The sequence below is a fragment of the Comamonas testosteroni genome, assembly GCF_014076415.1.
Taxonomy (GTDB): Bacteria; Pseudomonadota; Gammaproteobacteria; order Burkholderiales; family Burkholderiaceae_C; genus Comamonas; species Comamonas testosteroni_F.
This window is the reverse complement of sequence record NZ_CP043568.1, coordinates 5,036,645-5,058,858: the sequence shown is the minus strand read 5'-3', so window position 1 is coordinate 5,058,858 and position 22,214 is coordinate 5,036,645. Positions and strand designations below refer to the sequence as shown.

Sequence of the window (22,214 nt, the reverse complement as noted above, 5' to 3'; positions counted from 1 at the left end):
AGACCCTGGCGCCACGGCGGCATGCTTTGCCGCCCATCGCATGGAGAAGTTCCCCCTTGGATGCCCATTCCTTGACGGCGCTATGGCGCGCGGCTTCCCCATGCTCTCCCGCTTCTCTGTCCTGCTGCAAAGCTGCTTCTGCATTCAAGAAGTTGCAAGGGCGAGACAGGATCAATCCTGGGCCGGGACCTGCCCTGGCCATATCGATGCCACTGTTTGCTGCTTATGAAACAAGTCCTGAACTCCTGCAGTCCCGTGGGGGCTGCCTGCCTGCTGTTGTGTCTGGCGCTCGCTGCCTGCAATGGCGACAAGCAGACGCCGGCCGCTGCTGCCGATAGCCAGGCTGCGCTGTACCGCGAAGGCAATCTGGTCGTGGTGCCGTCGCAATCTCCCGTGCTGGCGCAGCTGAAGCTGGCACAAGCCACCCAGGAGCAGGTCCAAACCCTGATCTCGGCGCCGGCGAATATCGAGGCCGAGCCTGAAAAGATGGTCAAGATCACGCCTCCGGTCGCGGGCCGGCTGGTGCGTCTGCATCGACAGCTTGGCGACCCGGTCAAGGTCGGCGAGGCCTTGATCACCATGGACTCCTCCGACATCTCGGTCGCTCGGGCGGACAATGCCAAGGCCCAGTCCGCGCTGCTGCTGGCGCGTCAGGAGTTCGATCGCCAGAAGCTGCTGTTTGATGCCGAGATCGCGGCGCGCAAGGATTACGAGGCCGCGCAGCAGGCGCTGGCCGCAGCCAGCGCCGATGCGCGCGCTGCGACCGACCGCCTGGCCCAGCTTGGCGCCGATGTGCAGGCCAGCTCGCGGGGCAGCTATGTGATCAAGTCGCCGATCAGCGGACGCGTGGTGGAAATGGCGGGCTCGCAGGGCGGCTATTGGAATGACGTGAATGCCTCGGTGATGACCGTGGCCGATCTCAGCAAGGTCTGGCTCAGCGCCAGCGTGCCCGAGCGCGACCTGGCCCATGTGGACGTGGGCCAGGAGGCGCATATCGCGCTGACCGCCTATCCCGACCTCAGGCTCGAAGGCCGTGTGCAATACGTGGGTGAGATCGTTGATGCCGCCACGCGCAGCGTCAAGGTGCGTGTGGCCGTGGACAACCGCGAAGGGCGGTTGCGCCCGGGAATGTTTGCGCGCGTGAGCTTTGACGGACCGGGTCGTGACGCCCTCATGGTGCCGACCACGGCGCTGCTCCAGGGCAATGTGAGCTCACGGATTTTCGTAGACAAGGGGCGCACGGACAAGGGCGCCCTCTTTGAGCCACGCGACGTGCAGGTCGGCGCGCAGCAGGATGGCAAGGTGGAGATCCGCTCGGGCCTGGCGTCCGGCGAGCGCATCGTCGTCAACGGTGGAGTGCTGCTGCAATGATCGAGCGCATCGTCAATCTCAGTTTTGCACGTCGCGGCGTGGTGTGGCTGATCTTCATCTTTGCGGCCCTGTATGGCGGGTTCAGCTGGAAGCAGCTGCCGCTCGAGGCCTATCCCGATATCGCCGATGTGACCTCGCAGATCGTCACCCAGGTGCCGGGTCTGGCGGCCGAGGAAATCGAGCAGCAGATCACGATTCCGCTGGAGCGTGCGCTGCTGGCCACACCGGCCATGCATGTACTGCGTTCGCGCAGCCTGTTCGGCCTGTCGCTGATCACCGTGGTGTTCGAGGACGGGGTCGACGGCTACTGGGCGCGCCAGCGCCTCAAGGAGCGCATGGACGAGGTCGATCTTCCCTATGGCGCGCGCGCTGCGCTCGACCCCTACAGCTCACCCACGGGCGAGGTTTACCGCTATACGCTGGAAAGCCCCACTCACAGCCTGCGCGAGTTGTCCGAGCTGCAGCAGTGGGTGGTGATTCCGCGCCTCAAGAAAGCACAGTCCGTGGTGGATGTGACGAATTTCGGCGGCCTGACCACGCAGTTCATGCTCGAACTCGACCCCGCGCACCTGCTGCAGTACGGGCTGACCCTGTCCCAGGTGATTGAGGCCCTCAATGCCAACAACGCCAGCGGCGGCGGCAGCGTCATAGACCGTGGTGAAGTCTCCTATGTGGTGCGCGGCGTGGGCCTGCTGAGATCGCTCGACGACATGGGCAATGTGGTGGTCAAGACCTCGGACAACGGCACGCCGATTCTGGTCAAGGACCTGGGGCGCCTGACCTATGGCAACGTGGAGCGTCGCGGCATTCTGGGCAAGGACGACAACTCCGACACGCTGGAAGGCATCGTGCTGCTGCTCAAGGACGCGAACCCTTCCAAGGCGCTGGAAGGCATCCATGCTGCGGTGAAGGAGCTCAACGAGAAGCTGCTTCCACCCGACGTCAAGGTCGTGCCCTATCTGGACCGCACCACGCTGATCGAGCGCACCACGCATACCGTGGGCAAGACTCTGGCCGAAGGCATGATCGTCGTGACTCTGGTGCTGCTGCTGTTCCTCGGCAGCCCGCGCGCGGCGCTGATCGTGGCGTTGACGATTCCCATGGCGCTGCTGCTGGCCTTTGTGTTCATGCATCACGCCAAGATTCCGGCAAATCTGCTGTCGCTGGGAGCCATAGATTTCGGTATTTTGGTCGATGGTGCTGTGGTCGTGGTCGAGAACATTCTGCGCCGCCGCGAGGCCCAGGAGGACAAGCCCTTGACGCCGCGCGACGCCGTCTCGGCCACGCTGCAGGTGGCGCGCCCCATCTTCTTCGGCATGTGCGTGATCGCAGCCGCCTATCTGCCGCTGTTCGGTTTCGAGCGCATCGAGTACAAGCTGTTCTCGCCCATGGCCAGTGCCGTTGGGGCGGCACTGGTGGGGGCGCTGGCCGTGGCACTGCTGCTCACGCCGGGCCTGGCCTGGCTGGCCTTTCGCCGTCCGCGCAAGATCTTCCACAACCCCGTGCTCAGCTTTCTGGGCGAGCGCTATGACCGCTTTCTCGGCGTCGCCGTGGGGCGGATGCGCTGGCTGGTGGGGGCCGTAGCGGCGGCGTTGGTAGCGCTGGTGCTGCTGGCCGGCACCATAGGCCGCGACTTCCTGCCCTATCTGGACGAAGGCTCGATCTGGCTGCAAGTGCAGATGCCTCCCGGCATCACGCTGGACAAAGCCCGCGACATGGCCGACGAGCTGCGCCGGGCCACGCTGCAGTTTCCCGAGGTGTCCTATATCGTGACCCAGACCGGCCGCAACGATGACGGCACCGACTACTGGACGCCTTCGCACATCGAGGCCAGCGTGGGCCTGCATCCCTACGACCAATGGAAGTCGGGCCTGAACAAGCAGCAACTGATCGCCAAGATGGCCGAACGCTTCGAGCAGATGCCCGGCTATACCGTGGGCTTCATGCAGCCCATGATCGACGGCGTGCAGGACAAGCTCTCGGGTGCGCACAGCGATCTGACCGTGAAGGTCTACGGCCAGGACCTGAACGAGGACCGGCGCGTGGCAGACGAGATGGTGGGCATTCTGTCCAAGGTGCCCGGTGCGGCCGACGTGGCCGTGGACATCGAGCCGCCGCTGCCCAATCTGCGCATAGACCTGGACCGTGCGGCTGCCGCGCGCTACGGAATCAACGCGGCCGATGTGGCCCAGCTGATCTCCACGGGCGTGGGCGGGGCCTCCATAGGCCAGCTCTATGTGGGTGAACGCAGCTACGACATGACGGTGCGCTTCGCGCCCGGTACTCGCAGCAGCCCCGAAGCCATAGGTGCGCTGCGTCTGGCCGCTGCCAACGGTGCCCATGTGCCGTTGGCCGATGTGGCGCGCATCAGCACCACGGTGGGTCAGAGCGTGATCGTGCGCGAGGGCGGCGAGCGCCACATCCTGGTCAAGCTCAATGTGCGCGGCCGTGATCTAGCAGGCTTCCTCAAGGATGCGCATGAGGCTCTCGATGCCCGGCTCCAGTACGACCACCAGAAGATCCATATCGAGTGGGGCGGCCAGTTCGAGAACCTGCAGCGTGCCGAGGCACGGCTGCTGGTCATCCTGCCACTGACGCTGGGCATCATGCTGGTGCTGCTGTTCGGCGAGTTCGGCAATCTGCGCCAGCCGCTGCTGGTGCTGGGCGTGGTGCCGCTGGCCATGATCGGCGGCTTTGCCGGGCTGCATCTGCGCGGCATGACGCTCAATGTCTCGAGTGCCGTGGGCTTCATTGCGCTGTTCGGTGTGGCCGTGCTGTCGGGCGTGCTCATGGTTTCGCAGATCAACCGGCTGCGTCGCGAGGACGGTCTGGAGTTGCGCGAGGCCGTGCTCGAGGGGGCATCTAGCCGTATGCGCCCGGTGCTTATGACGGCCACGGTGGCGGCCTTCGGTCTCATGCCGGCCATGCTTGCTACGGGCCTGGGCAGTGATGTGCAGCGGCCGCTGGCCACCGTGGTGGTCTGCGGGCTGGCCAGCGCCACCCTGCTTACCCTGCTGCTGCTGCCCAATCTCTATTACGTGATCGAGCTGCGTGCCCAGCGTGCGCTTGAGCGCAAGCGCCGGCGGGCGGCCGAGCGCGGGGAACTCGACGACGAGGATGCAGCCCCCGTTGCCACCGCCACTGCGGAGCGCATGGCCCCCTGAGTTCGGGTTCACGCAATATCTACAAACTTGGATGCACCATGCAATTTCCCTTTCTTTCCCTCAAGCGCCTGGCTCTGCTGCTGGTGGCGCTGGGCCTGGGTGGCACGGCATTGGCCCAGGCCGCGGCGCAGCCTGCCGCCGCCGGGCTGCGCTTCAGCGACTACCTGAGCGCTGTCGAGCAGCACAGCCTGGACCTGCAATCCCAGCAACAGAACGTGGTGTCAGCCCGGGCTGGCGTCGGCATCGCGGGCATACGACCCGATCCCCAGCTCTCGCTGGGAGCTGCGCGCGAGCAGGTCAATAGCGGCCTGCCGCGCCCGCAGAACCGGACCTATGAACTCAGCATGGAGCTGGAGACCGGCGGCAAGCGCTCGGCTCGCATTCGCGCTGCACGCAGCCAGGTGCGGCTGGCCGAGGCGGAGGTCGAGGGATTCCGCACCCAGCTGTTCTCCGATGCGGCCCAGGACTTCACACAGGCCTGCCGCGATCGCCAGGCGCTTGAGCGCAAGGAGCAGACGCTCAATGCTCTGTCCGATGTAGTCAAGGCCAACGAGGTGCGACGCAAGGCCGGCGACGTCGGCACCGTTGAGTGGCGGCAGTCTCGCGTGGAGCGCGACCAGTTCCAGGCCGACGTGACGCAGGCACGGGCCGATGCCCAGACCTCACGTCTGGCCCTGAGCGTGCCGCTGGGGCGCAAGCTCTCGGAGGTCTTCGGCTCCGAGGATCTGCAATGCGATTTCCAGCCCTTTGCGAACGACAAGAACATTGACGCCCTGGTGGTCCAGGCCCTGCAGGTGCGCAGTGATGTGCGCGTGGCCCAGGCCATGCTGGACAATGCGCGCGACAATGCAGGCCTGGCCCAGGCCAACCGCTGGGTCAATCCCACGCTGGCCGTGGGATTGACCGCCATACCAGCCACGTCTGCGGGTGTGGATGCCAAAGGCAATGTCTTCGATGCGAACAACCGCTCGCGCATGTTGTCGGTCTCGGTGAGCATGCCCATCCCGTTCTCGCGCCTGAACCGCGGTGAGGTGCTGCAGGCCGAGGCCATCGTGACCCAGGCCATGCTGGGGCTGCAGCAGTCGCAACACAAGGCCGAGGCTGATGTGCGCTCCGCCTACTTCCGTTTCGCGGCGGCGCAGGAGAATGTGGAGCGCTATCGCAGCAATGCGCTGGCGGATGCGCAGCGCGTGCTCGAGAGCATCCGACTGTCCTACCGTCACGGCCAGGCTTCATTGCTGGAGCTGCTGTCGGCCCAGCGCTCGGCCGATGATGCCTACCTCGGCTATCTGCAGGCCGATGCTGATCTGGCCAAGGCCACGGTCGATCTGCAACTGAGCATAGGCCAGCGGCCCGCGCTGTGATAAGTGGAGTAGGCGGGCGGGGCTGGCGTGCGCGCATCTTGAGCCACAATCAACGGGTCTTTCACGCCCTGAGCTCCGCCCTGCATGCCATGACAGCCAAACCGCAACGCTTCCTGCATCTGCGCCGGGCCCTGATCCTGACCGGCATGGCAGCGACCATGGCAGCCATCTTCGCGCTGGATACGCTGACCGAGTACGCGGTGGCCGCCGCCGTGTTCCACACGGCCGTCATCCTCGTGGCGGTGCGCTGGTTCAGCCCGCGCCTGGTGATAGGCACCACGGTGCTGTGCATAGCGCTCACCCTGGCCAGCTTTGCGCTGACGCCGGCTGGCGCCTACCGCACCGGACTCATCAACACGGGCATCAGCATCCTGGCCATCGTCATCACGGCCTATCTGGGCCTGAAGATGGTGGCCGCCCAGAATGCGGCCCACGCAGCACAGACCCAGCTGCTGCGCATCACTCAGGCCACCAGCCTGGGACAGGTGACGGCCTCGATCGCCCATGAGGTCAACCAGCCGCTGGCTGCCATCGTCACCAGCGGCAATGCCTGCCAGCGTTGGCTGGCTCAGCAGCCACCGAATCTCGAAAAAGCCGGCCAGGCGCTGGAGCGCATCCTGGGTGATGCGCGGCGCGCCAGCGAGGTCATTGCGCGTATCCGCTCCATGGCGCGCGGCGAGGCACCGAGCAAGCAGAAGTTCGATCTCAACGAGGCAGTGCGCGAGATGGTGAATCTGTCGGGCGCGGACCTGAACCAGCGCGCCATTGCCATGGACCTGCAACTGGCGCCGGGTCTGGCCCCGGCCTGGTGCGACCGAGTGCAGTTTTTGCAGGTGCTGGGCAATCTGCTGCTCAACGCCATGGACGCCATGCAGGACACGCCGGCCGTGCAGCGGCGCATTGCCGTGGCTACCCAGGCCTTGGGCCAGCAACTGGTGCTGACAGTCACCGATGCGGGAGTGGGGCTATCGCCGCTGGCCAAAAGCCATTTGTTCGATGCCTTCTGGAGCACCAAGCGTGAGGGCATGGGTCTGGGGCTGAACATCAGTCGCCACATGGCCGAGGCCAATGGTGGCCGCATCTGGGCCACGGACCGCGAGGACGGGCACAGCGGCGCCGTGTTTCATGTGACCATCGCGGCTTTCGTCGCATCGGGTGATCCCGTATCAGGAGGACACAAGCTTGGCTGAGCTCGAAACCGTGTATGTGATCGATGACGACGCCTCGGTGCGCGCGGCCATCGAGGATTTGCTTCTCTCCGTGGGTCTGGCCGTGTCTGCCTTCGGTGCGACGCGCGACTTTCTCGCCCATCTGGAGCTGAGCCTGCCCGAGGGGCCGGCCTGCCTTGTGCTGGACATTCGCATGCCGGGCCAGAGCGGCATGGAGTTCAGGCGCCAGATGCTGGAGCAGGGACTGCGTTTTCCTACCATCTTCATCACCGGCCATGGCGATATTCCCATGAGCGTGGAGGCCATGAAGACCGGGGCCATAGAGTTTCTGACCAAGCCGTTTCGTGATCAGGATCTGCTGGATGCCATACAGCAAGGTATTGCCCTTGATCGCCAGCGTCGTGCACAGGATGGGCAGTTGCTGGAGTTGCGTTCGCGTTGGAACTCGCTGTCCAGTGGGGAGCAGTCGGTGTTGATTGGCGTGGTGCGAGGCCTGCTCAACAAGCAGATCGCGGGAGAGCTGGATGTCAGCGAAATCACCATCAAAGTCAGGCGATCTCAAGCCATGCGCAAGATGGAAGCTGGCTCGGTTGCCGAGCTGGTGCGCATGCTGGAGAAGCTGGGCATCCGCTGATGGTAGCCGCATGGTTGGCCTGCCGGGCTGGCACTTCGCAGGCGCAGCAGGCGTCGCGGGTGCCTGTACGGCGAACGTAAAAATTGTTCGTGTCGGTTTCCATGTGCAGATTGCGCATGAATTTTCTGGAGCGTGTGCGGGTTTGCCAGTTCACAATGGCGGGCTCGCCAGGAGCGGTCAATGCGTCAGCAAAGAACATTCAATAACAAAATGGGTTTCGGCAAGCTTTGCACGGGCAGTTTGATGTCCTTGTGCATGATATGGGGGCCGACTGCTCATGCGCAGCAGAGTGCAGAGCCAGTCCATGCAGGCAGTGAAGCAGCCTCTGCAACAGCATCAGCAGCTGATGCGGGTGGGGGAAACACAGAGCCTGAGAAGTGGAATGCCAAGTTCCAGGCCACCTATGTCTGGCAGCGCAAGCCGTCCTTTTCTGCACCCTATACCGGCGAGAAAAGCTTGTTGCCAGGGCGCGAGCGCAGCTACTCCTTCACGACCACTGCATCTCTCGGATACCGTCCATGGGCCGGAGGGGAGGTCTATCTTGATCTGGAAGGCGCGCAGGGCATTCCTCTGTCGGGACTGGCAGGCCTGGGTGGCTTTACCAATGGGGAACTGGCCAAGACTTCGGGAGCAAGGTTGAAGCTCTATCGCGCCCGTGCATTCTTGCGCCAGACCTGGAGTCATGGCGGTGAGCAAGAGGCGGTGGAGTCAGAGGCAAGGCAGTTGGCGGGCACGGTGGACAAGCGTCGTACTGTGCTCACGGTGGGCAATCTGGCGGTCATCGATATCTTTGACGACAACCGCTACAGCCATGATCCGCGCACGCAGTTCATGAACTGGTCGCTGATGACTCAAGGCGCGTTTGACTATGCCGCCGATGCCAGAGGTTACAGCTGGGGAGCGGTGCTGGAGTGGTTTCACGACGACTGGGAGGTGCGCTTCGGTCGCTTCATCCAGCCCAAGGAGCCCAACGGCCAGCCGCTGGACTATCGAATTTTCAAACACTACGGCGATCAGCTGGAAGTAGCCCACGCACACACGCTGGCGGGCCAGCCGGGCAAGTTGCGTGCTTTGGTCTTCCGCAACCATGCCGTGATGACGCGCTATGACGATGCACTCAGCCTGGCGGCGCAGACCGGGGCGGTGCCGGATCTGAATGTTGCGCGCTACGGTGCCAGAAGCAAGCACGGCTTCGGCATCAACCTGGAGCAGGCGCTGAGTGAGGACGTGGGTCTTTTTGCCCGTGGCAGCTGGGCCGATGGCAAGACGGAAATCTATGCCTTCACGGAAATCGACCGCTCTCTTTCTGCGGGTCTGCTGATCCAGGGGCGCAGATGGGGACGGGCGAACGATACGCTGGGCATAGGCGTGGCGCGCAATTTCCTCTCGTCCACACACCGCCAGTATCTGGCAGAGGGCGGGGTGGGGCCGTTCATTGGGGATGGGCGTCTGAACTACAAGCCCGAGAATATTTTCGAGATGTTCTACAGCGTGGGGATCGGCAAACAATCCAGCATCAGCTTTGACTGGCAGCATATCCGTAACCCTGCATACAACGCGGACCGTGGGCCCGTCAACGCACTGGCTGTGCGTTTGCACACCGAGTTCTGATCTAGAAAAACCGCAGGATGATCTGGTGCAGGCCTGCCGTCATCAAGGTATAGCGCAGGAATTTTCCAACTGCCATATAGGCGACGCAGGGCCAGAAAGGCAGGCGCACCCAGCCGGCGACCGCGCATAGCGGGTCGCCGACGACGGGCAGCCAGCTCAGCAGGCAGGCCTTGGCGCCGTATTTGCGCAGCCAGTAACGGGCGACGCGGTTCCAGCGTGACTTGTGGTGCATGTTCTGGGGCGGCGGCTCTCCATGTCGGCGCAGCTTTTTGGCCTTGTTCCAGGCCTGTTTGGCGGCCAGTCCCATCCACCAGCTGATGGCCCCACCCAGCGTGTTGCCAGCCGTCGCGACCACAATGGCGGGCCAGAACAGATCGGGGTTGGCTGAGACCAGTGCGGCCACCACCGGCTCAGAGCCCAGCGGCAGCAGGGTGGCAGAGACCAGGGCCACGACAAACACGGTGCTAAGGCCCAGCTCCGGCAGGGCCAGCCATTGCAGCAACTGATGTATCCACGCTTCCATAGGGCGGCTAGTTTAGGCGGGTCGCTCAATTCCCTGAACTTTGCATCCTGTCATTTCTCGGTCATCAGCCTGATTGCAGGCTGTTGATATATGGTTTCTTATTCAAATGCGTACACGGGTGTTATCCGGTAACGCCAGATCAATGGGAGTAGGAATGGCTTTCAGCCCTCTAAAAAAAATGATGCGATCGAGTCAGGCAGCAGGCCTGGCGGTCGTTTTGCTTTTGATAGCTGGTTGCGCACCGAACATGAAGACCATCGTGCCGTCTGATGCCAAACCAGCGGTCACGGCGGCTGCCGATCTGGTGCCGCTGGCGACGCTGGCGCCCGGCATCAAGCAGGACATGCGCTATGTCTCCAAGCACAACTTCATGGGCCGCCCCGTGGCTGGCTATGAGGCCGGGGTTTGCTGGCTCAGCCGCGTGGCCGCCGAATCTCTGGCAACTGTTCAAAAGGAACTGGCAGGACAGGGTCTGGCTCTGAAGGTCTATGACTGTTACCGACCCCAGGCGGCCGTCGACGACTTTGTGCGCTGGGGGCGCGATATGGCCGATCAGAAAAACAAGGATATGTATTACCCGCGCGTGCCCAAGAGCGAGCTCTTCAAGCGTGGCTACATCGCCGAGAAATCGGGTCACAGCCGTGCCAGCACCGTGGACATGACGCTGCTGGTGGTGGATGCCAAGCGCGCCAGAAAGCTGGTGCGCGGGCCGTTGGCCGACGGAATCGAAGTGGACATGGGCACGCCCTTCGATCTGTTTGACGAGCAGTCGCATACCGACAATGCCCAGCAATCGCCGGATGTGCAGCACAACCGCCGCTGGCTGCGCAGCCTGATGCAGCGCAACGGATGGAAGAACCTGCCAGAGGAGTGGTGGCATTACACGCTGGTCAGCGAGCCCTATCCTGAGCAGTACTTTGATATGCCGGTGCGTGAAAACTGAGACGCCGGTGGTGCATTGCTCGATAGTGACTCGCCTCACAGGGTGATGCATGGAGTTTGGTTTTGCTGAAAATTTGAGCAGGTATAATTGTTCCCTCTTTTCCAGCGCCCGGTCTGTGTCAGACATTACCTGCCGCAGAAACCAAATTCTCTCCATGCCCGCCCTGCACATTGGTCATATTCCATTGGCAAATCGTCTGTTTGTCGCTCCCATGGCGGGTGTGACGGACCGGCCGTTTCGCCAGCTGTGCAAGGCACTGGGAGCCGGTTATGCGGTCAGCGAGATGGTGACCAGCCGCAAGGACTTGTGGAACAGTCTCAAGACCAGTCGCCGTGCCAACCATGAAGGCGAGCCTGGGCCGATTTCGGTCCAGATTGCCGGCACCGAAGCGCTCATGATGGCCGAGGCTGCCATCTACAACATCGAGCGCGGCGCGCAGATCATCGACATCAACATGGGCTGCCCGGCCAAGAAGGTCTGCAACAAATGGGCGGGCTCCGCCCTGATGCAGAACGAGCCGCTGGCCGTGGAGATTGCCCAGGCCGTGGTGGAGGCCGCACGTCCCTACAACGTGCCAGTCACCCTGAAGATGCGCACCGGCTGGTGCGATACGCACAAGAACGCAGTTCTGCTGGCGCGCCAGTTTGAAGATGTCGGCATCCAGATGCTGACCGTGCACGGCCGCACGCGCGAGCAAGGCTACAAGGGCTTTGCCGAGTACGACACGATTGCGGCCGTCAAGCAGGCCGTCAAAGTGCCTGTGGTGGCCAATGGCGATGTCAACAGCCCCGAAAAGGCCCGCGATGTGCTGGCCTATACGGGGGCAGACGCCATCATGGTCGGCCGTGCAGCTCAGGGCAGACCGTGGATCTTTCGCGAGATCGCGCACTTTCTGGCCACCGGAGAGCATCTGGCTCCCCCCCTGGTGGCCGAGCTGCGTCGTCTGCTGCTCGAACATTTGCAAGATCACTACAGCCTGTATGGCGAGGGAGTCGGCGTGCGCAGCGCCCGCAAGCATATTGCGTGGTATCTGCGAGCTCTGCCGGGCGGGGAAGAGTTCAGAAAACACATCAACACTATTGAGGACTGTGCGGTGCAATGGCAGGCCGTGGCCGACTATCTGGATGCCCTGGGGCAGCAGATGGAGCGGATCCCGGCGGCCACGGCCGCTGCTGAAGCAAGCAGCGAGCTGGACGAACCGGCAGAAATGGCTGCATGAGCAATCAGAATTTAGAACAAGTCGTTCGCGATAGCCTGGAGGGCTATTTCCGCGATCTCGAGGGCGAAACACCGGCCAATGTCTACGACATGGTGATTCGTCTTGTCGAAAAACCGCTGCTGGAAGTGGTGATGGGCCAGGCCGACAACAACCAGTCGCGCGCCGCCGAATGGCTGGGCCTGAATCGCAACACCCTGCGCAAAAAGCTGGTCGATCACGAGTTGCTCTGAACGACGATGCTACTGAATCCATAGCTGCAAGCGCTTGATATATATGCACTTGCAGCTTGTTTTTATCCAAACTTTGAATTGACGCCCATGAAAGCTCTGATCTCCGTCTCTGACAAGACCGGTATCGTCGAATTTGCGCAAGCCCTGCACGCCCTGGGCGTGCAACTGCTGTCCACCGGTGGCACCGCCAAGCTGCTGGCAGGCGTGGGCCTGCCCGTGACCGAAGTGGCCGAAGTCACCAAGTTCCCCGAGATGCTGGACGGCCGCGTCAAGACCTTGCACCCCATGGTGCACGGTGGTCTGCTGGCTCGCCGCGAACTGCCCGAGCACATGGCTGCCTTGAAGGAACATGGCATCGAGACCATCGACCTGCTGGTGGTCAATCTCTACCCCTTCGAAGCTACCGTGGCCAAGGCTGGCTGCACGCTGGCCGACGCCATCGAGAACATCGATATCGGCGGCCCCGCCATGGTGCGTTCCGCTGCCAAGAACTGGAAAGACGTGGGCGTTCTGACCGCCGCCGACCAGTACGAAGCCGTTCTGGCCGAACTCAAGGCGAACGGCAAGCTGTCCGACAAGCTGCGTTTTGCGTTGTCCGTGGCAGCCTTCAACCGCATTGCCCAGTACGACGGTGCCATCAGCGACTACCTGTCCTCGGTCAAGTTCGAAGACGAAAAGCTCAGCGAGGAATACGTGCCCGAGCGCGCCCTGTTCGGCGGCCAGTCCAACGGCCATTTCATCAAGGTGCAGGATCTGCGCTACGGTGAAAACAGCCACCAGCAAGCCGCCTGGTACCGCGATCTGTACCCCGCTCCCGGCTCGCTGGCCACGGGCGTGCAGCTGCAGGGCAAGGAGCTGAGCTACAACAATATCGCCGATGCCGATGCGGCCTGGGAATGCGTCAAGAGCTTTGACACCCCTGCCTGCGTGATCGTCAAGCACGCCAACCCTTGCGGCGTGGCCGTGGGTGCCAACGCCTTCGAAGCCTACTCCAAGGCCTTCCAGACTGACCCCACCAGCGCCTTCGGCGGCATCATCGCCTTCAACCGCGCTGTGGACAAGGCCGCTGCCGAAGCCGTGTCCAAGCAGTTCGTCGAAGTGCTGATGGCTCCCGAGTTCAGCGCCGAAGCCCTGGAAATCTTCAAGGCCAAGGTCAATGTGCGCCTGATGAAGATCGCTCTGCCCGCCGGCGGCGCAACCGACTGGGACAACGGCCGCAACGCCATCGAGTCCAAGCGCATCGGCTCGGGCCTGCTGCTGCAGACCTCGGACAACCATGAGCTCAAGCTGGCCGACCTCAAGGTCGTGACCGTCAAGCAGCCTACCCCAGAAGAGCTTCAGGACCTGCTGTTCGCCTGGAACGTGGCCAAGTTCGTCAAGTCCAATGCCATCGTCTTCTGCAAGAACGGCATGACCATGGGCGTGGGCGCAGGTCAGATGTCGCGCCTGGATTCGGCCCGCATCGCCTCCATCAAGGCCGAAGCTGCCAAGCTGTCGCTGCAGAACACCGTCGTGGCGTCGGATGCCTTCTTCCCCTTCCGTGACGGTCTGGATGTGGTGGTCGATGCGGGCGCTACCTGCGTGGCCCAGCCTGGCGGTTCCATGCGCGACCAGGAAGTGATCGATGCGGCCAATGAGCGTGGCGTGGCCATGGTCTTCACCGGCGTGCGCCATTTCAGGCACTGATTGCTCTCCCTGAGGCGCTATCGCGCCTTCCCCCTCTCTCGATGCTTGGCATCGGGAGGGGGACGACAGCCTCGCTGCGAGGCGGCTCTTGCTCGCTGTCCCTTTGATAGGACATGTCTGTTGGGGTAATGTGCTCAATGGCTGGCGTCTGCCGGCCATACTTTTTTGCGAATCTGCTTTGGTATGACTGATCCTATCGACGACGAAGAAAACTATCCGCCCAGGCCGCGCTGGATTGGCTGGCTGATCGGGCTGGTCATGCTGGCGTCGGCCCTGGGCGTGGCCAATATTGGCTGGCGCATCATGCGGGTCAGCACGGCCGAGAAGGCGGCGGATGCGCTGGTGGCTGCCAAGCCCGAGCTGGCGGCGGCCCGAAAGCTGGTGGAGGGCGCAGATTGCATGCGCTGCCATGGTCTGGACCGCAAATTTGTGGGCCCGGGATTTACGGAGATCGCACAGAAGTACGGCTCGCAACTCGATGCCCAGAGCTATCTGGCGGCCAAGATTCGCAGCGGTAGTGTGGGTGTCTGGGGCAATGTGATCATGCCGCGCCACCCGCAAATCAGTGAGGCCGATTCTCTGCAGATGGCCCTTTGGGTGCTGTCGGCTCAGGCGCCATCGGCTGTGGCTCGATAAGCCGGGTCGCTGAGATCCGGCGTGAATTCAAGGGCTGCTAGCGCTTTGCGCTGGTGGCCTTTTTTGCTTTGCAGCCTGCGCACGGTGGCCGGCCTTGCTTTCATAATCGTCACATGAGAAAACCCGCGCCCGCACCTGCGCTGAGTCAAACCGATCAAGCCTTGCACAGGCCTGTGCATGACCTGGCCCGTCAGCGTGGCTTTGTCTTCTGGGCCATCTGGGTGAACATCGCCACCTACGCGATCTATCCCACGGCCAACTGGCTGGCCAGCCTGCGCGATCAGCGCTATGACTTCATCACGCGCTGGGATGCCATGATTCCGCTGGTGCCGGAATTCATCTTTGTCTATTTCTCGTTCTTCCCGTTTCTGGCCCTGCCGTTCTGGCTGGTGGGACAGCCCGGCACGGCGGCGCTGGGCAAGCGCCAGGTGTTGGGTACGCTGATCTGCGGTCTGATCTTTGTGCTGTTTCCGGCAAATCTGGCCTTCGAGCGCGCGATTCCCGAGTTCGAGCCCTATCGCAGCATTTTTGCGACCATGTTCTTTGTGGACAAGCCGCACAATCTGCTGCCCTCGCTGCACATCGTCTACACGGCGCTGACCTGTCTGGCCATCTGCCAGGCGCAATGGCAGCGTGGTCGCCGGGGGCTGTGTCTGCTGATTGCGCTATGGAGCGCGGCCATCTGCGCCTCAACCATGCTGGTGCATCAGCACCATGTGCTGGATGTGTTCACGGCGCTGATGCTGGTGCCGGTGCTCTGCCTGCTGATTCGCCCGGCCGATGTGCCGCCACAGCCTCCGCGTATCTGAGTCGGGCAGGATCGCTCTGCCTCGGGCCTTTTTTGAATCCTGCGTCAGTGCTCGCTTGCATGCAGGACTGCAGCGCGATTTTTGAGCGCGGTGCAGGCTTCGTGAAGCGCGGGCCTGACTAGTCTGTTTTGAGATGGGTGTGCAGCCAGGCCTGCACAAAACATGCAGATAGACTGGTGATGCTACAGGGAATCTGCGCGTCATTGGTGAAATCCCTAGGATGCCTTTTTGACCAAAAGGACCGGGCCGAAGACGCCGCGCCAAAAGCGTGGCTAAGAGCCCGGGGATATGCATGCAGTGGCTGAAAACAAAAACCATTGAACAGGCGCTGGCCGATTCCGACGAGCCGGGCCGACAGCTCCAGCGCACGCTGGGCGTTTTCGATCTGATGATTCTGGGCCTGGCCGTGGCCGTGGGCGCAGGGATTTTCTCGGTGGGGGCACGCGCAGCCGGCAGCTTTGCCGGGCCGGCCGTGATTTTCTCCTTCATTCTGGCGGCCGCGACCTGTGCGCTTGCCATCATGTGCTATGCCGAGTTCGCCTCCACCGTGCCCGTCACGGGCAGCGCCTATACCTATACCTATCTGACGCTGGGCGAGGGCCTGGCCTGGATCATTGGCTGGAATCTTCTGCTGGAGATGATCTCGGCCGCTGCCGTGCTGGCCAAGTACTGGGGTATCTATCTGTCGGCCGTGTTCTCCACGGCAGGACTGGAGATTGCGCAGAGCGTCGAGATCGGCGGCTTCCCGCTGAACTGGGGACCGTTCTTCATCGTGGCCGTGTTCACGGCCTTGCTGATTGCGGGCACCCAGGTCTCGGCCAAGGTCAACAACCTGTTCACCGTCATCAAGCTGGCGATCACCGTGTTTGTGATCGTCGTCGGCTTCACCTATATGAACACCGACAACTTCAGGCCTTTTGTGCCCAGCGCACAGCTGCCCGTGGTGGCCCATGGCGTAAGCGGTGACCAGTGGGGGCAGCCCATGCTGGCCTGGTTGTTCGGTGCCGAGCCCAGCCAGTACGGCTGGCTGGGCGTGATCTCGGGCGCATCGCTGGTGTTCTTCGCCTTCCTGGGCTTTGATGTGGTGGCAACCTCGGCCGAAGAGGTCAAGGACCCGCAGCGCACGCTGCCACGCGGCATTCTCGGCGGGCTGGTGATGGTGACTGTGCTCTACATCCTGGTCACGCTGGCGCTGACCGGCATGGTGCCCTATACGGCACTGGCCAGGGCCGAGAACCCGTCGCTGGCCACTGCATTCATTGCCGTGGGCGCCGGCTGGGCGGCGCAGGTCATCTCGGTGGGGGTGCTGATCGGCATGACCACCGTGGTCATGGTGCTGCTGATGGGCAGCTCGCGCGTGTTGCTGGCCTTGTGCCGCGACGGCCTGCTGCCGCGCAGCTGGGGCGTGACATCGGCCAGGCGCAAGACGCCGGTTCGCCTGCAACTGGCTGTGGGCGTGATCGTGGCGCTGCTGGCAGGATTTACCAAGGTGGAGCTGCTGGAGGAGATGATCAACATCGGCACGCTGTCGGCCTTTGTGCTGGTCAGCATCGGCGTGCTGGTGCTGCGCAAGAAGCGTCCCGACGCCGGAGCCGGCTACCGCGTACCTTTTGTGCCTGTGCTGCCAGTGCTCTCGGCCCTGCTGTGCTTTTATCTGATGCTGAATCTGACCACGCTGACCTGGTTGCGCTTTCTTGGCTGGATGGCGCTGGGTGCGGTGATCTATATGGCCTATGGCATGCGTCATTCGCGCCTAGCCCAGGCAGATAAAAAGTGAGCTGTTAGCGCTTTGTATTCATCGATTTCAATATGTTTTATCTCTGAAATTGTTTTATATCAAGCGTCAGAAGCTATCAAAACAAAAGCCCTGCAGAGAGCGCTCTGCAGGGCTTTTGCATTGGTTAGAGTGCTGGGCATGAGTACCGAACCCACCGAGACCACGCCGACCCGCTCCCCCACCCAGTCCGCCGAAGATGGCCAGCAGCGCTGCCGCTGGTGTCTGGCCACGCCGGGCTATGTGCACTATCACGACCGCGAATGGGGATTTCCGGTGGACAGCGACCAGCGCCTGTTCGAGAAACTCTGTCTGGAAGGCTTTCAGTCCGGCCTGAGCTGGCTGACCATTCTCAACAAGCGCGAGAACTTTCGCGCGGCCTTTGCGGGTTTCGATTTCCATCGCGTGGCGCAGTTTGGCGAGGCCGATGTACAGTGCCTGCTGCAGGACGCGGGCATCGTGCGCCACCGCGGCAAGATCGAAGCCGTGATCAACAACGCCCGGCGGGCCATCGAAATGGTCCAGGCCGAAGGCTCGCTGGCCGCGTTCTTCTGGCGCTATCAGCCGGCTGTGCCATCGACAGGCACGACCATTCAGGCCCAGACGCCGGAGTCGCAAACCCTGTCCAAGGAGCTCAAGAAGCGCGGCTGGAAGTTTGTCGGGCCGACCACCATGTATGCGCTGATGTAGGCCATGGGCATGGTCAACGACCATGCGCCGGGCTGCATCACCAGAGCTGAAGTGGAGCGCGCCAGAGCCGCTTTTCAGCGACCCTGAGGGCGGGCTTGTCCCGCCTTGCGGGCCCGGGGATCAGGCCTTGACCAGCAGCCCCGGAGCGCTGGCCATGACTTTCATGGAGGCTTCGGTGCTGGCCGTGAACTGGCGGCTGCTGATGGTGTTCACATACACCCAGTCGGCGCGGCAGGCATCCGCCGTGGCCGTCACCAGCATATAGCCGCGGCGCGAGGTGTCGCAGTATTTGAGCGGCTTGATGAGTTGCTGCAGCGCAGCGGCCAGCGTGGCGGGGTCTTCGCCCGGCAGATATTCCTCAAAGCCCGGCGAGCTGACCGAGGAGGTCGTAAACTCCACGCCCACGGCCTTGCCGTTCATGTCCTGCAGCTCGCTGGCCCAGGCGTTGTGCGTGTCGCCGGCCAGCACTACCAGCTTCTTGCCGAGCTCACGCGCGGAGCCCAGAACGGTCTCGCGCGCGGCCTGATAGCCATCCCAGGCGTCCAGGTTGTAGGGAATCGAGGGCTGGGCCAGGATGGCCTGCTCCTGAGGCGTGAGCGTCGCGGGTGCGGTCTGTGCCTTGGCCACCAGCGCTGCATACTGCGAGACCGATACGCCCGCACCGGCTTGAATGGTCTCCATGAGTATGGGCGCGGGAATGTCCATGCGTCCCATCAGCACCTGCTGGCCCAGCACCTGCCAGGTGGCACGGGAGGCCGCCATCTGCTGCTGCAGCCACTGTGTCTGGGTCTGACCCAGCAACTGGCGCGTGGGGCTCGCCATGGCCGTGGCGAAGTCCGCCGAGTCGATGCCGGCAGAGGTCATGAAATCGGCATAGTCCAGCTGCTTGTCGCGGCCTATCACGCGGGTGTCCAGCATGTGCAGCGAGACCAGATCGCCAAAGTCGAAGCTGCGATAGATCAGCTCGGCGCTCGCGGTACGCGTGGGCATCCACTCGTGGTAGGCCTGCATGGCGGCGGCCTTGCGCATGGCAAAGTCGCCCTCACCGGGCTGGTGATTCTCGGCTCCCGCACTCCAGGTGTCGTTGGCAAATTCGTGGTCGTCCCAGATGGCAATCATGGGCGCGGCAGCATGCAGAGCCTGCAGGTCTGCATCGCTCTTGTACTGGGCATGGCGCTCGCGGTAGTCGGCCAGCGAGAGAATTTCTCCGGCAGGATTGACCAGGCGGCCCATGGCCTCGGCCTGGGCCGAGGCGTAGCCGCCGCGCGCGTATTCATAGATGTAGTCGCCCAGGTGTACCGTGGCGTCCAGGTCGCTGCGCCTGGCCGCATCGGCGTATACATTGAAGTAGCCGGCCGGATAGTTGGCGCAGGAGAAGACCGCCAGCCTGACCTGGGCCACGGAGCCGGTTGGCAGGGTGCGCGTGCGCGCCGCAGCCGAAGTCACGCCATGGGCACGGAAGCGGAAGTGATAGGCCGTGGCAGGCTTGAGGCCGCCGGCATCGACCTTGACCGTGAAGTCCCTGGCTGCGGTGGCGCTGCTCTCGCCGCGCGCCACGATGGAGGCGAACGCCGCGTCGCTGGCCAGCTCCCATTGCACGGGAATGTCCGCCTGGTGGCCGGCGGGCGGGGTGATGCGGGTCCAGAGCATCACGCGGTCGGACAGCGGGTCGCCGCTGGCCAGGCCATGGGCGAAGCTGACCTTGGGGATGGCTGGCTCCGTCGTCGGCTTGCCGTCATCGCCGCCGCCGCAGGCCGCGAGCGGCAGCACGGTCATGGCGCCGGCTCCCCAGGCCATCTGGCGCACAAAGCGGCGGCGGTTCAGGTCGCTGGCTTCGGCGGTGGTGTCTTTGAGCAGATTGTGCAGCGTCGGCTTGCTGGATTCGTCGGTCATGGTGCTTTCATTGCTGACAAAAACGCGAGCGTGGCAAGCGTCCATGACGTGGCTGTGAAACGCCGGACCGCCGGTGCTGGCACAGTCTGCCGCCACCAATGAAAAAGCCCTGCAGACATGGGCTGCAGGGCCTGGTGGGCGGGCGGGGACTTACAGTGTCTTGAAGACTTCGCGTGCCGCTTCGATGGTGCGTTCGATGTCTTCGTCGCTGTGCGCCGCGCTGACAAAGCCTGCCTCATACAGCGCCGGAGCAAAGTAATGACCGCGCTCCAGCATGCCGTGGTAGAACTTGTTGAAGACCTTGCCGTCGGTCTTCATGACCTGGGCGTAGTGCGTGGGCAGCTCGGGCAGGAAATAGAAGCCGAACAGTCCGCCTTGCCAGTCCACGCTGAAGGGAATGCCGGCGGCATTGGCTTCGGCCTTCAGGCCCTGCATCAGGTGGCCGGTCTTGAGGTGAAGCTCGGCGTGGAAGCCGGGACGGCTGATCAGCTCCAGCGTCTTCAGGCCGCAGGCCGTGGCAATGGGGTTGCCTGACAGCGTACCGGCCTGGTAGACGGGGCCCAGCGGCGAGAGCTTTTCCATGATCTCGCGGCGGGCACCGAAGGCCGCCATGGGCATGCCGCCGCCTATGACCTTGCCCATCACGGTGATGTCGGGCGCAAAGCCTTCGATTTCCCTGGCATACAGGCTTTGTGCGCTGCCCAGGGCCACGCGAAAGCCCGTCATGACTTCGTCATACACCAGCAGCGCGCCATGCTCGCGGGTCAGCTCGCTGATGCGACGGGTGAAGTCTACCGAGGCGCGCACAAAGTTCATATTGCCGGCAATCGGCTCCATGATGACGCAGGCAATGTCGCTGCCCATCTTGGCAAAGGCCTCTTCGAGCTGGGCAACGTCGTTGTACTCCAGCACGATGGTGTCCTTGGCCACATCGGCAGGCACACCTGCCGAGGAAGAGGCGCCGAAGGTGGCCAGACCCGAGCCGGCCTTGACCAGCAGGGCATCCGCATGGCCGTGGTAGCAGCCGTTGAACTTGATGATCTTGTTGCGGCCGGTGTAGCCGCGCGCCAGGCGCAGCGCGCTCATGCCGGCTTCGGTGCCGGAGCTGACCAGGCGCACCATGTCCATGCTGGGCACGAGGGAGCGAATCTTCTCGGCCAGCACGACTTCACGTTCGGTGGGGGCGCCGAAGCTGAAGCCTTCGAGCACGGCGGCCTGCACGGCCTCGACCACTTCGGGGTGGCCGTGGCCCAGAATCATGGGGCCCCAGCTTCCGATGTAGTCGGTGAACTGCTGATCGTTCTGGTCCCAGAAATAGGCGCCCTGGGCGCGCTTCACAAAGCGAGGCGTGCCGCCCACGGCGGCAAAAGCGCGCACGGGCGAGTTCACGCCGCCGGGGATCACGCCCTTGGCGCGTTCGAACAATGCGATATTCAGATCAGTGTTTTGTGTCATGAGAGGGAATCACAAAGCCTTCAATCGGCTTGGAGTCGGGTTCGTCATCGGTGGAGTCTTCGGCCTGCTCGTCTTCGGACTCCTCGTCCTCGGTGGGCTGGGCCCAGAAAAGACGATCCGGCAGATAGTGGCCCATGCCGGGGCGAAAACCGGCATCCAGGCTGTGGTCCAGATATTCCAGCGCCTCCAGGGTTGCTGCGCCCAGGTCGTTGCCGGTGGCCAGCAGGGCCGTAATCGCTGCGGACAGGGTATCACCGGCACCTGTGAACGTGGCGTCAAACATCTCGTACTTGCTGTTGCCCAATACGGACTGGGCCGTGGTCAGCACGTTGTCCACGAACTGGTCGGGCAGGGGGATGCCTGTCACCAGTACATAAGGCACTTCCAGCGCCTCAGCGGCCATGGCGATGTCGCGCGCCGTAGGCGCACGGCTGTTTTCCCAGTCCGGCAGCAGCCAGCGCCACAGCGTGTTGTGGTTTCCAACCAACACCGAGGTTTGAGGCAGGACAAGCTCCTTGAACGCGTCGAGGTACTGATCCTGCTTGTCATCCTCCCACCAGGACAGGTCCGGCATGTAGCTGATGATGGGAATGTCGGGGTAGTCCGATGAGATCGTGGCAATGGCGGCCAGGTTGGCAGGGCTGCCTGCAAAGCCGACCTTGATGGCGGTGACGGCAATGTCCTCCAGCACCATGCGTGCCTGCTCGGTCACCGCGTCATCGTCGAGTGCAAAGTGCTCGTAGATGCGGGCCGTGTCTCTGGCGTAGGCGCCGCAGGCCACCGGCAGTGCATGACCGCCGATGGAGGAGATGGTGGCGATGTCGGCCGAGAGCCCGCTGGCTCCGCTGGGGTCACTGCTGTTGAAAGACAGCACGCAGACGGGTGCTGATTCTGTCGCTTCTTCCTGGCGGGTGCGGCGAGGGGGAGTGGAGGAGATGGGGTTCAATGCCATGGCGCACCCCAGTTTGCACCCGGGAATGCAAGGGTGGGAGCCGGGGTTGTGACTAGATACAATCGTTGCATTCTATGTGAAGCCCCTTTAA

At 63.1% G+C, this 22,214-nt stretch carries 17 protein-coding genes and 1 pseudogene; 14 read left to right on the top strand and 4 right to left on the bottom strand.

What is annotated here, in order from left to right; all coding sequences use genetic code 11:
• Positions 1 to 225 precede the first annotated feature (225 nt).
• From F0P97_RS23300 to F0P97_RS23275, 6 genes are all read left to right on the top strand, one after another.
• The gene (locus tag F0P97_RS23300) at positions 226 to 1,371 is read left to right on the top strand and encodes an efflux RND transporter periplasmic adaptor subunit (RefSeq protein ID WP_182284506.1); all 1,146 of its coding nucleotides are present in this window, start codon (positions 226 to 228) and stop codon (positions 1,369 to 1,371) included.
• On the top strand, positions 1,368 to 4,535 hold the full coding sequence (locus tag F0P97_RS23295; RefSeq protein ID WP_182284505.1) for an efflux RND transporter permease subunit: 3,168 nt from the start codon (positions 1,368 to 1,370) through the stop codon (positions 4,533 to 4,535). The genes F0P97_RS23300 and F0P97_RS23295 overlap by 4 nt, the downstream gene beginning before the upstream one ends.
• Positions 4,536 to 4,573: 38 nt before the next feature.
• A complete protein-coding gene (locus F0P97_RS23290; RefSeq protein ID WP_182284504.1) occupies positions 4,574 to 5,899 on the top strand; it encodes a TolC family protein in 1,326 nt (441 codons plus the stop codon).
• A gap of 89 nt (positions 5,900 to 5,988) precedes the next feature.
• Complete coding sequence (locus tag F0P97_RS23285; protein WP_182287299.1) at positions 5,989 to 7,089, top strand: sensor histidine kinase; 1,101 nt, start codon at positions 5,989 to 5,991, stop codon at positions 7,087 to 7,089.
• Positions 7,082 to 7,702, top strand: a complete 621-nt coding sequence (locus F0P97_RS23280) for a response regulator transcription factor (RefSeq protein ID WP_182284503.1) — start codon at positions 7,082 to 7,084, stop codon at positions 7,700 to 7,702. Before F0P97_RS23285 ends, F0P97_RS23280 begins: the two co-directional genes overlap by 8 nt.
• A 456-nt stretch (positions 7,703 to 8,158) precedes the next feature.
• A complete protein-coding gene (locus tag F0P97_RS23275) occupies positions 8,159 to 9,313 on the top strand; it encodes a carbohydrate porin (RefSeq protein ID WP_232538034.1) in 1,155 nt (384 codons plus the stop codon).
• A gap of 1 nt (position 9,314) precedes the next feature.
• Here the strand turns inward: F0P97_RS23275 and F0P97_RS23270 are convergent, their stop codons facing one another.
• Positions 9,315 to 9,836 carry a YqaA family protein gene (locus F0P97_RS23270; RefSeq protein ID WP_182284502.1) on the bottom strand — a complete coding sequence of 174 codons (522 nt, stop codon included), beginning with the start codon at positions 9,834 to 9,836 and terminating at the stop codon, positions 9,315 to 9,317.
• A gap of 247 nt (positions 9,837 to 10,083) precedes the next feature.
• Between F0P97_RS23270 and F0P97_RS23265 the strand changes: the two genes are divergently transcribed.
• The 8 genes and pseudogenes from F0P97_RS23265 to F0P97_RS23230 all read left to right on the top strand — a co-directional run bounded on the left by F0P97_RS23265 (position 10,084) and on the right by F0P97_RS23230 (position 17,910).
• A complete protein-coding gene (locus tag F0P97_RS23265) occupies positions 10,084 to 10,779 on the top strand; it encodes a M15 family metallopeptidase (protein WP_182284501.1) in 696 nt (231 codons plus the stop codon).
• A 154-nt stretch (positions 10,780 to 10,933) separates the two neighbouring features.
• Positions 10,934 to 11,998, top strand: coding sequence for a tRNA dihydrouridine synthase DusB (dusB, locus tag F0P97_RS23260; protein WP_182284500.1), 1,065 nt, complete (start codon positions 10,934 to 10,936; stop codon positions 11,996 to 11,998).
• Positions 11,995 to 12,228 carry a Fis family transcriptional regulator gene (locus F0P97_RS23255; protein ID WP_003071135.1) on the top strand — a complete coding sequence of 78 codons (234 nt, stop codon included), beginning with the start codon at positions 11,995 to 11,997 and terminating at the stop codon, positions 12,226 to 12,228. Before dusB ends, F0P97_RS23255 begins: the two co-directional genes overlap by 4 nt.
• Before the next feature lie 87 nt (positions 12,229 to 12,315).
• Positions 12,316 to 13,914: a bifunctional phosphoribosylaminoimidazolecarboxamide formyltransferase/IMP cyclohydrolase gene (purH, locus tag F0P97_RS23250; protein ID WP_034353954.1), complete on the top strand. Its 1,599-nt coding sequence runs from the start codon at positions 12,316 to 12,318 to the stop codon at positions 13,912 to 13,914.
• Positions 13,915 to 14,097: 183 nt separating this feature from the next.
• On the top strand, positions 14,098 to 14,550 hold the full coding sequence (locus F0P97_RS23245; protein WP_182284499.1) for a c-type cytochrome: 453 nt from the start codon (positions 14,098 to 14,100) through the stop codon (positions 14,548 to 14,550).
• A gap of 113 nt (positions 14,551 to 14,663) precedes the next feature.
• Entirely contained in the window at positions 14,664 to 15,359 is a 696-nt protein-coding gene (locus F0P97_RS23240) for a phosphatase PAP2 family protein (protein WP_182284498.1), read from the top strand.
• A 292-nt stretch (positions 15,360 to 15,651) separates the two neighbouring features.
• Entirely contained in the window at positions 15,652 to 17,136 is a 1,485-nt protein-coding gene (locus tag F0P97_RS23235) for an amino acid permease (RefSeq protein WP_182284497.1), read from the top strand.
• Positions 17,137 to 17,274: 138 nt separating this feature from the next.
• Positions 17,275 to 17,910: pseudogene (locus F0P97_RS23230) on the top strand (DNA-3-methyladenine glycosylase I).
• A 33-nt stretch (positions 17,911 to 17,943) separates the two neighbouring features.
• Here F0P97_RS23230 and F0P97_RS23225 read toward each other — a convergent pair.
• From F0P97_RS23225 to thiD, 3 genes are all read right to left on the bottom strand, one after another.
• A complete protein-coding gene (locus tag F0P97_RS23225; protein WP_182284496.1) occupies positions 17,944 to 19,716 on the bottom strand; it encodes an alkaline phosphatase D family protein in 1,773 nt (590 codons plus the stop codon).
• A 150-nt stretch (positions 19,717 to 19,866) separates the two neighbouring features.
• Positions 19,867 to 21,171 (bottom strand): glutamate-1-semialdehyde 2,1-aminomutase, encoded by a 1,305-nt coding sequence (gene hemL, locus F0P97_RS23220; RefSeq protein WP_182284495.1) that lies wholly within the window; start codon positions 21,169 to 21,171, stop codon positions 19,867 to 19,869.
• Positions 21,155 to 22,123 carry a bifunctional hydroxymethylpyrimidine kinase/phosphomethylpyrimidine kinase gene (gene thiD / locus F0P97_RS23215; protein ID WP_182284494.1) on the bottom strand — a complete coding sequence of 323 codons (969 nt, stop codon included), beginning with the start codon at positions 22,121 to 22,123 and terminating at the stop codon, positions 21,155 to 21,157. Before thiD ends, hemL begins: the two co-directional genes overlap by 17 nt.
• Positions 22,124 to 22,214: the final 91 nt, after the last annotated feature.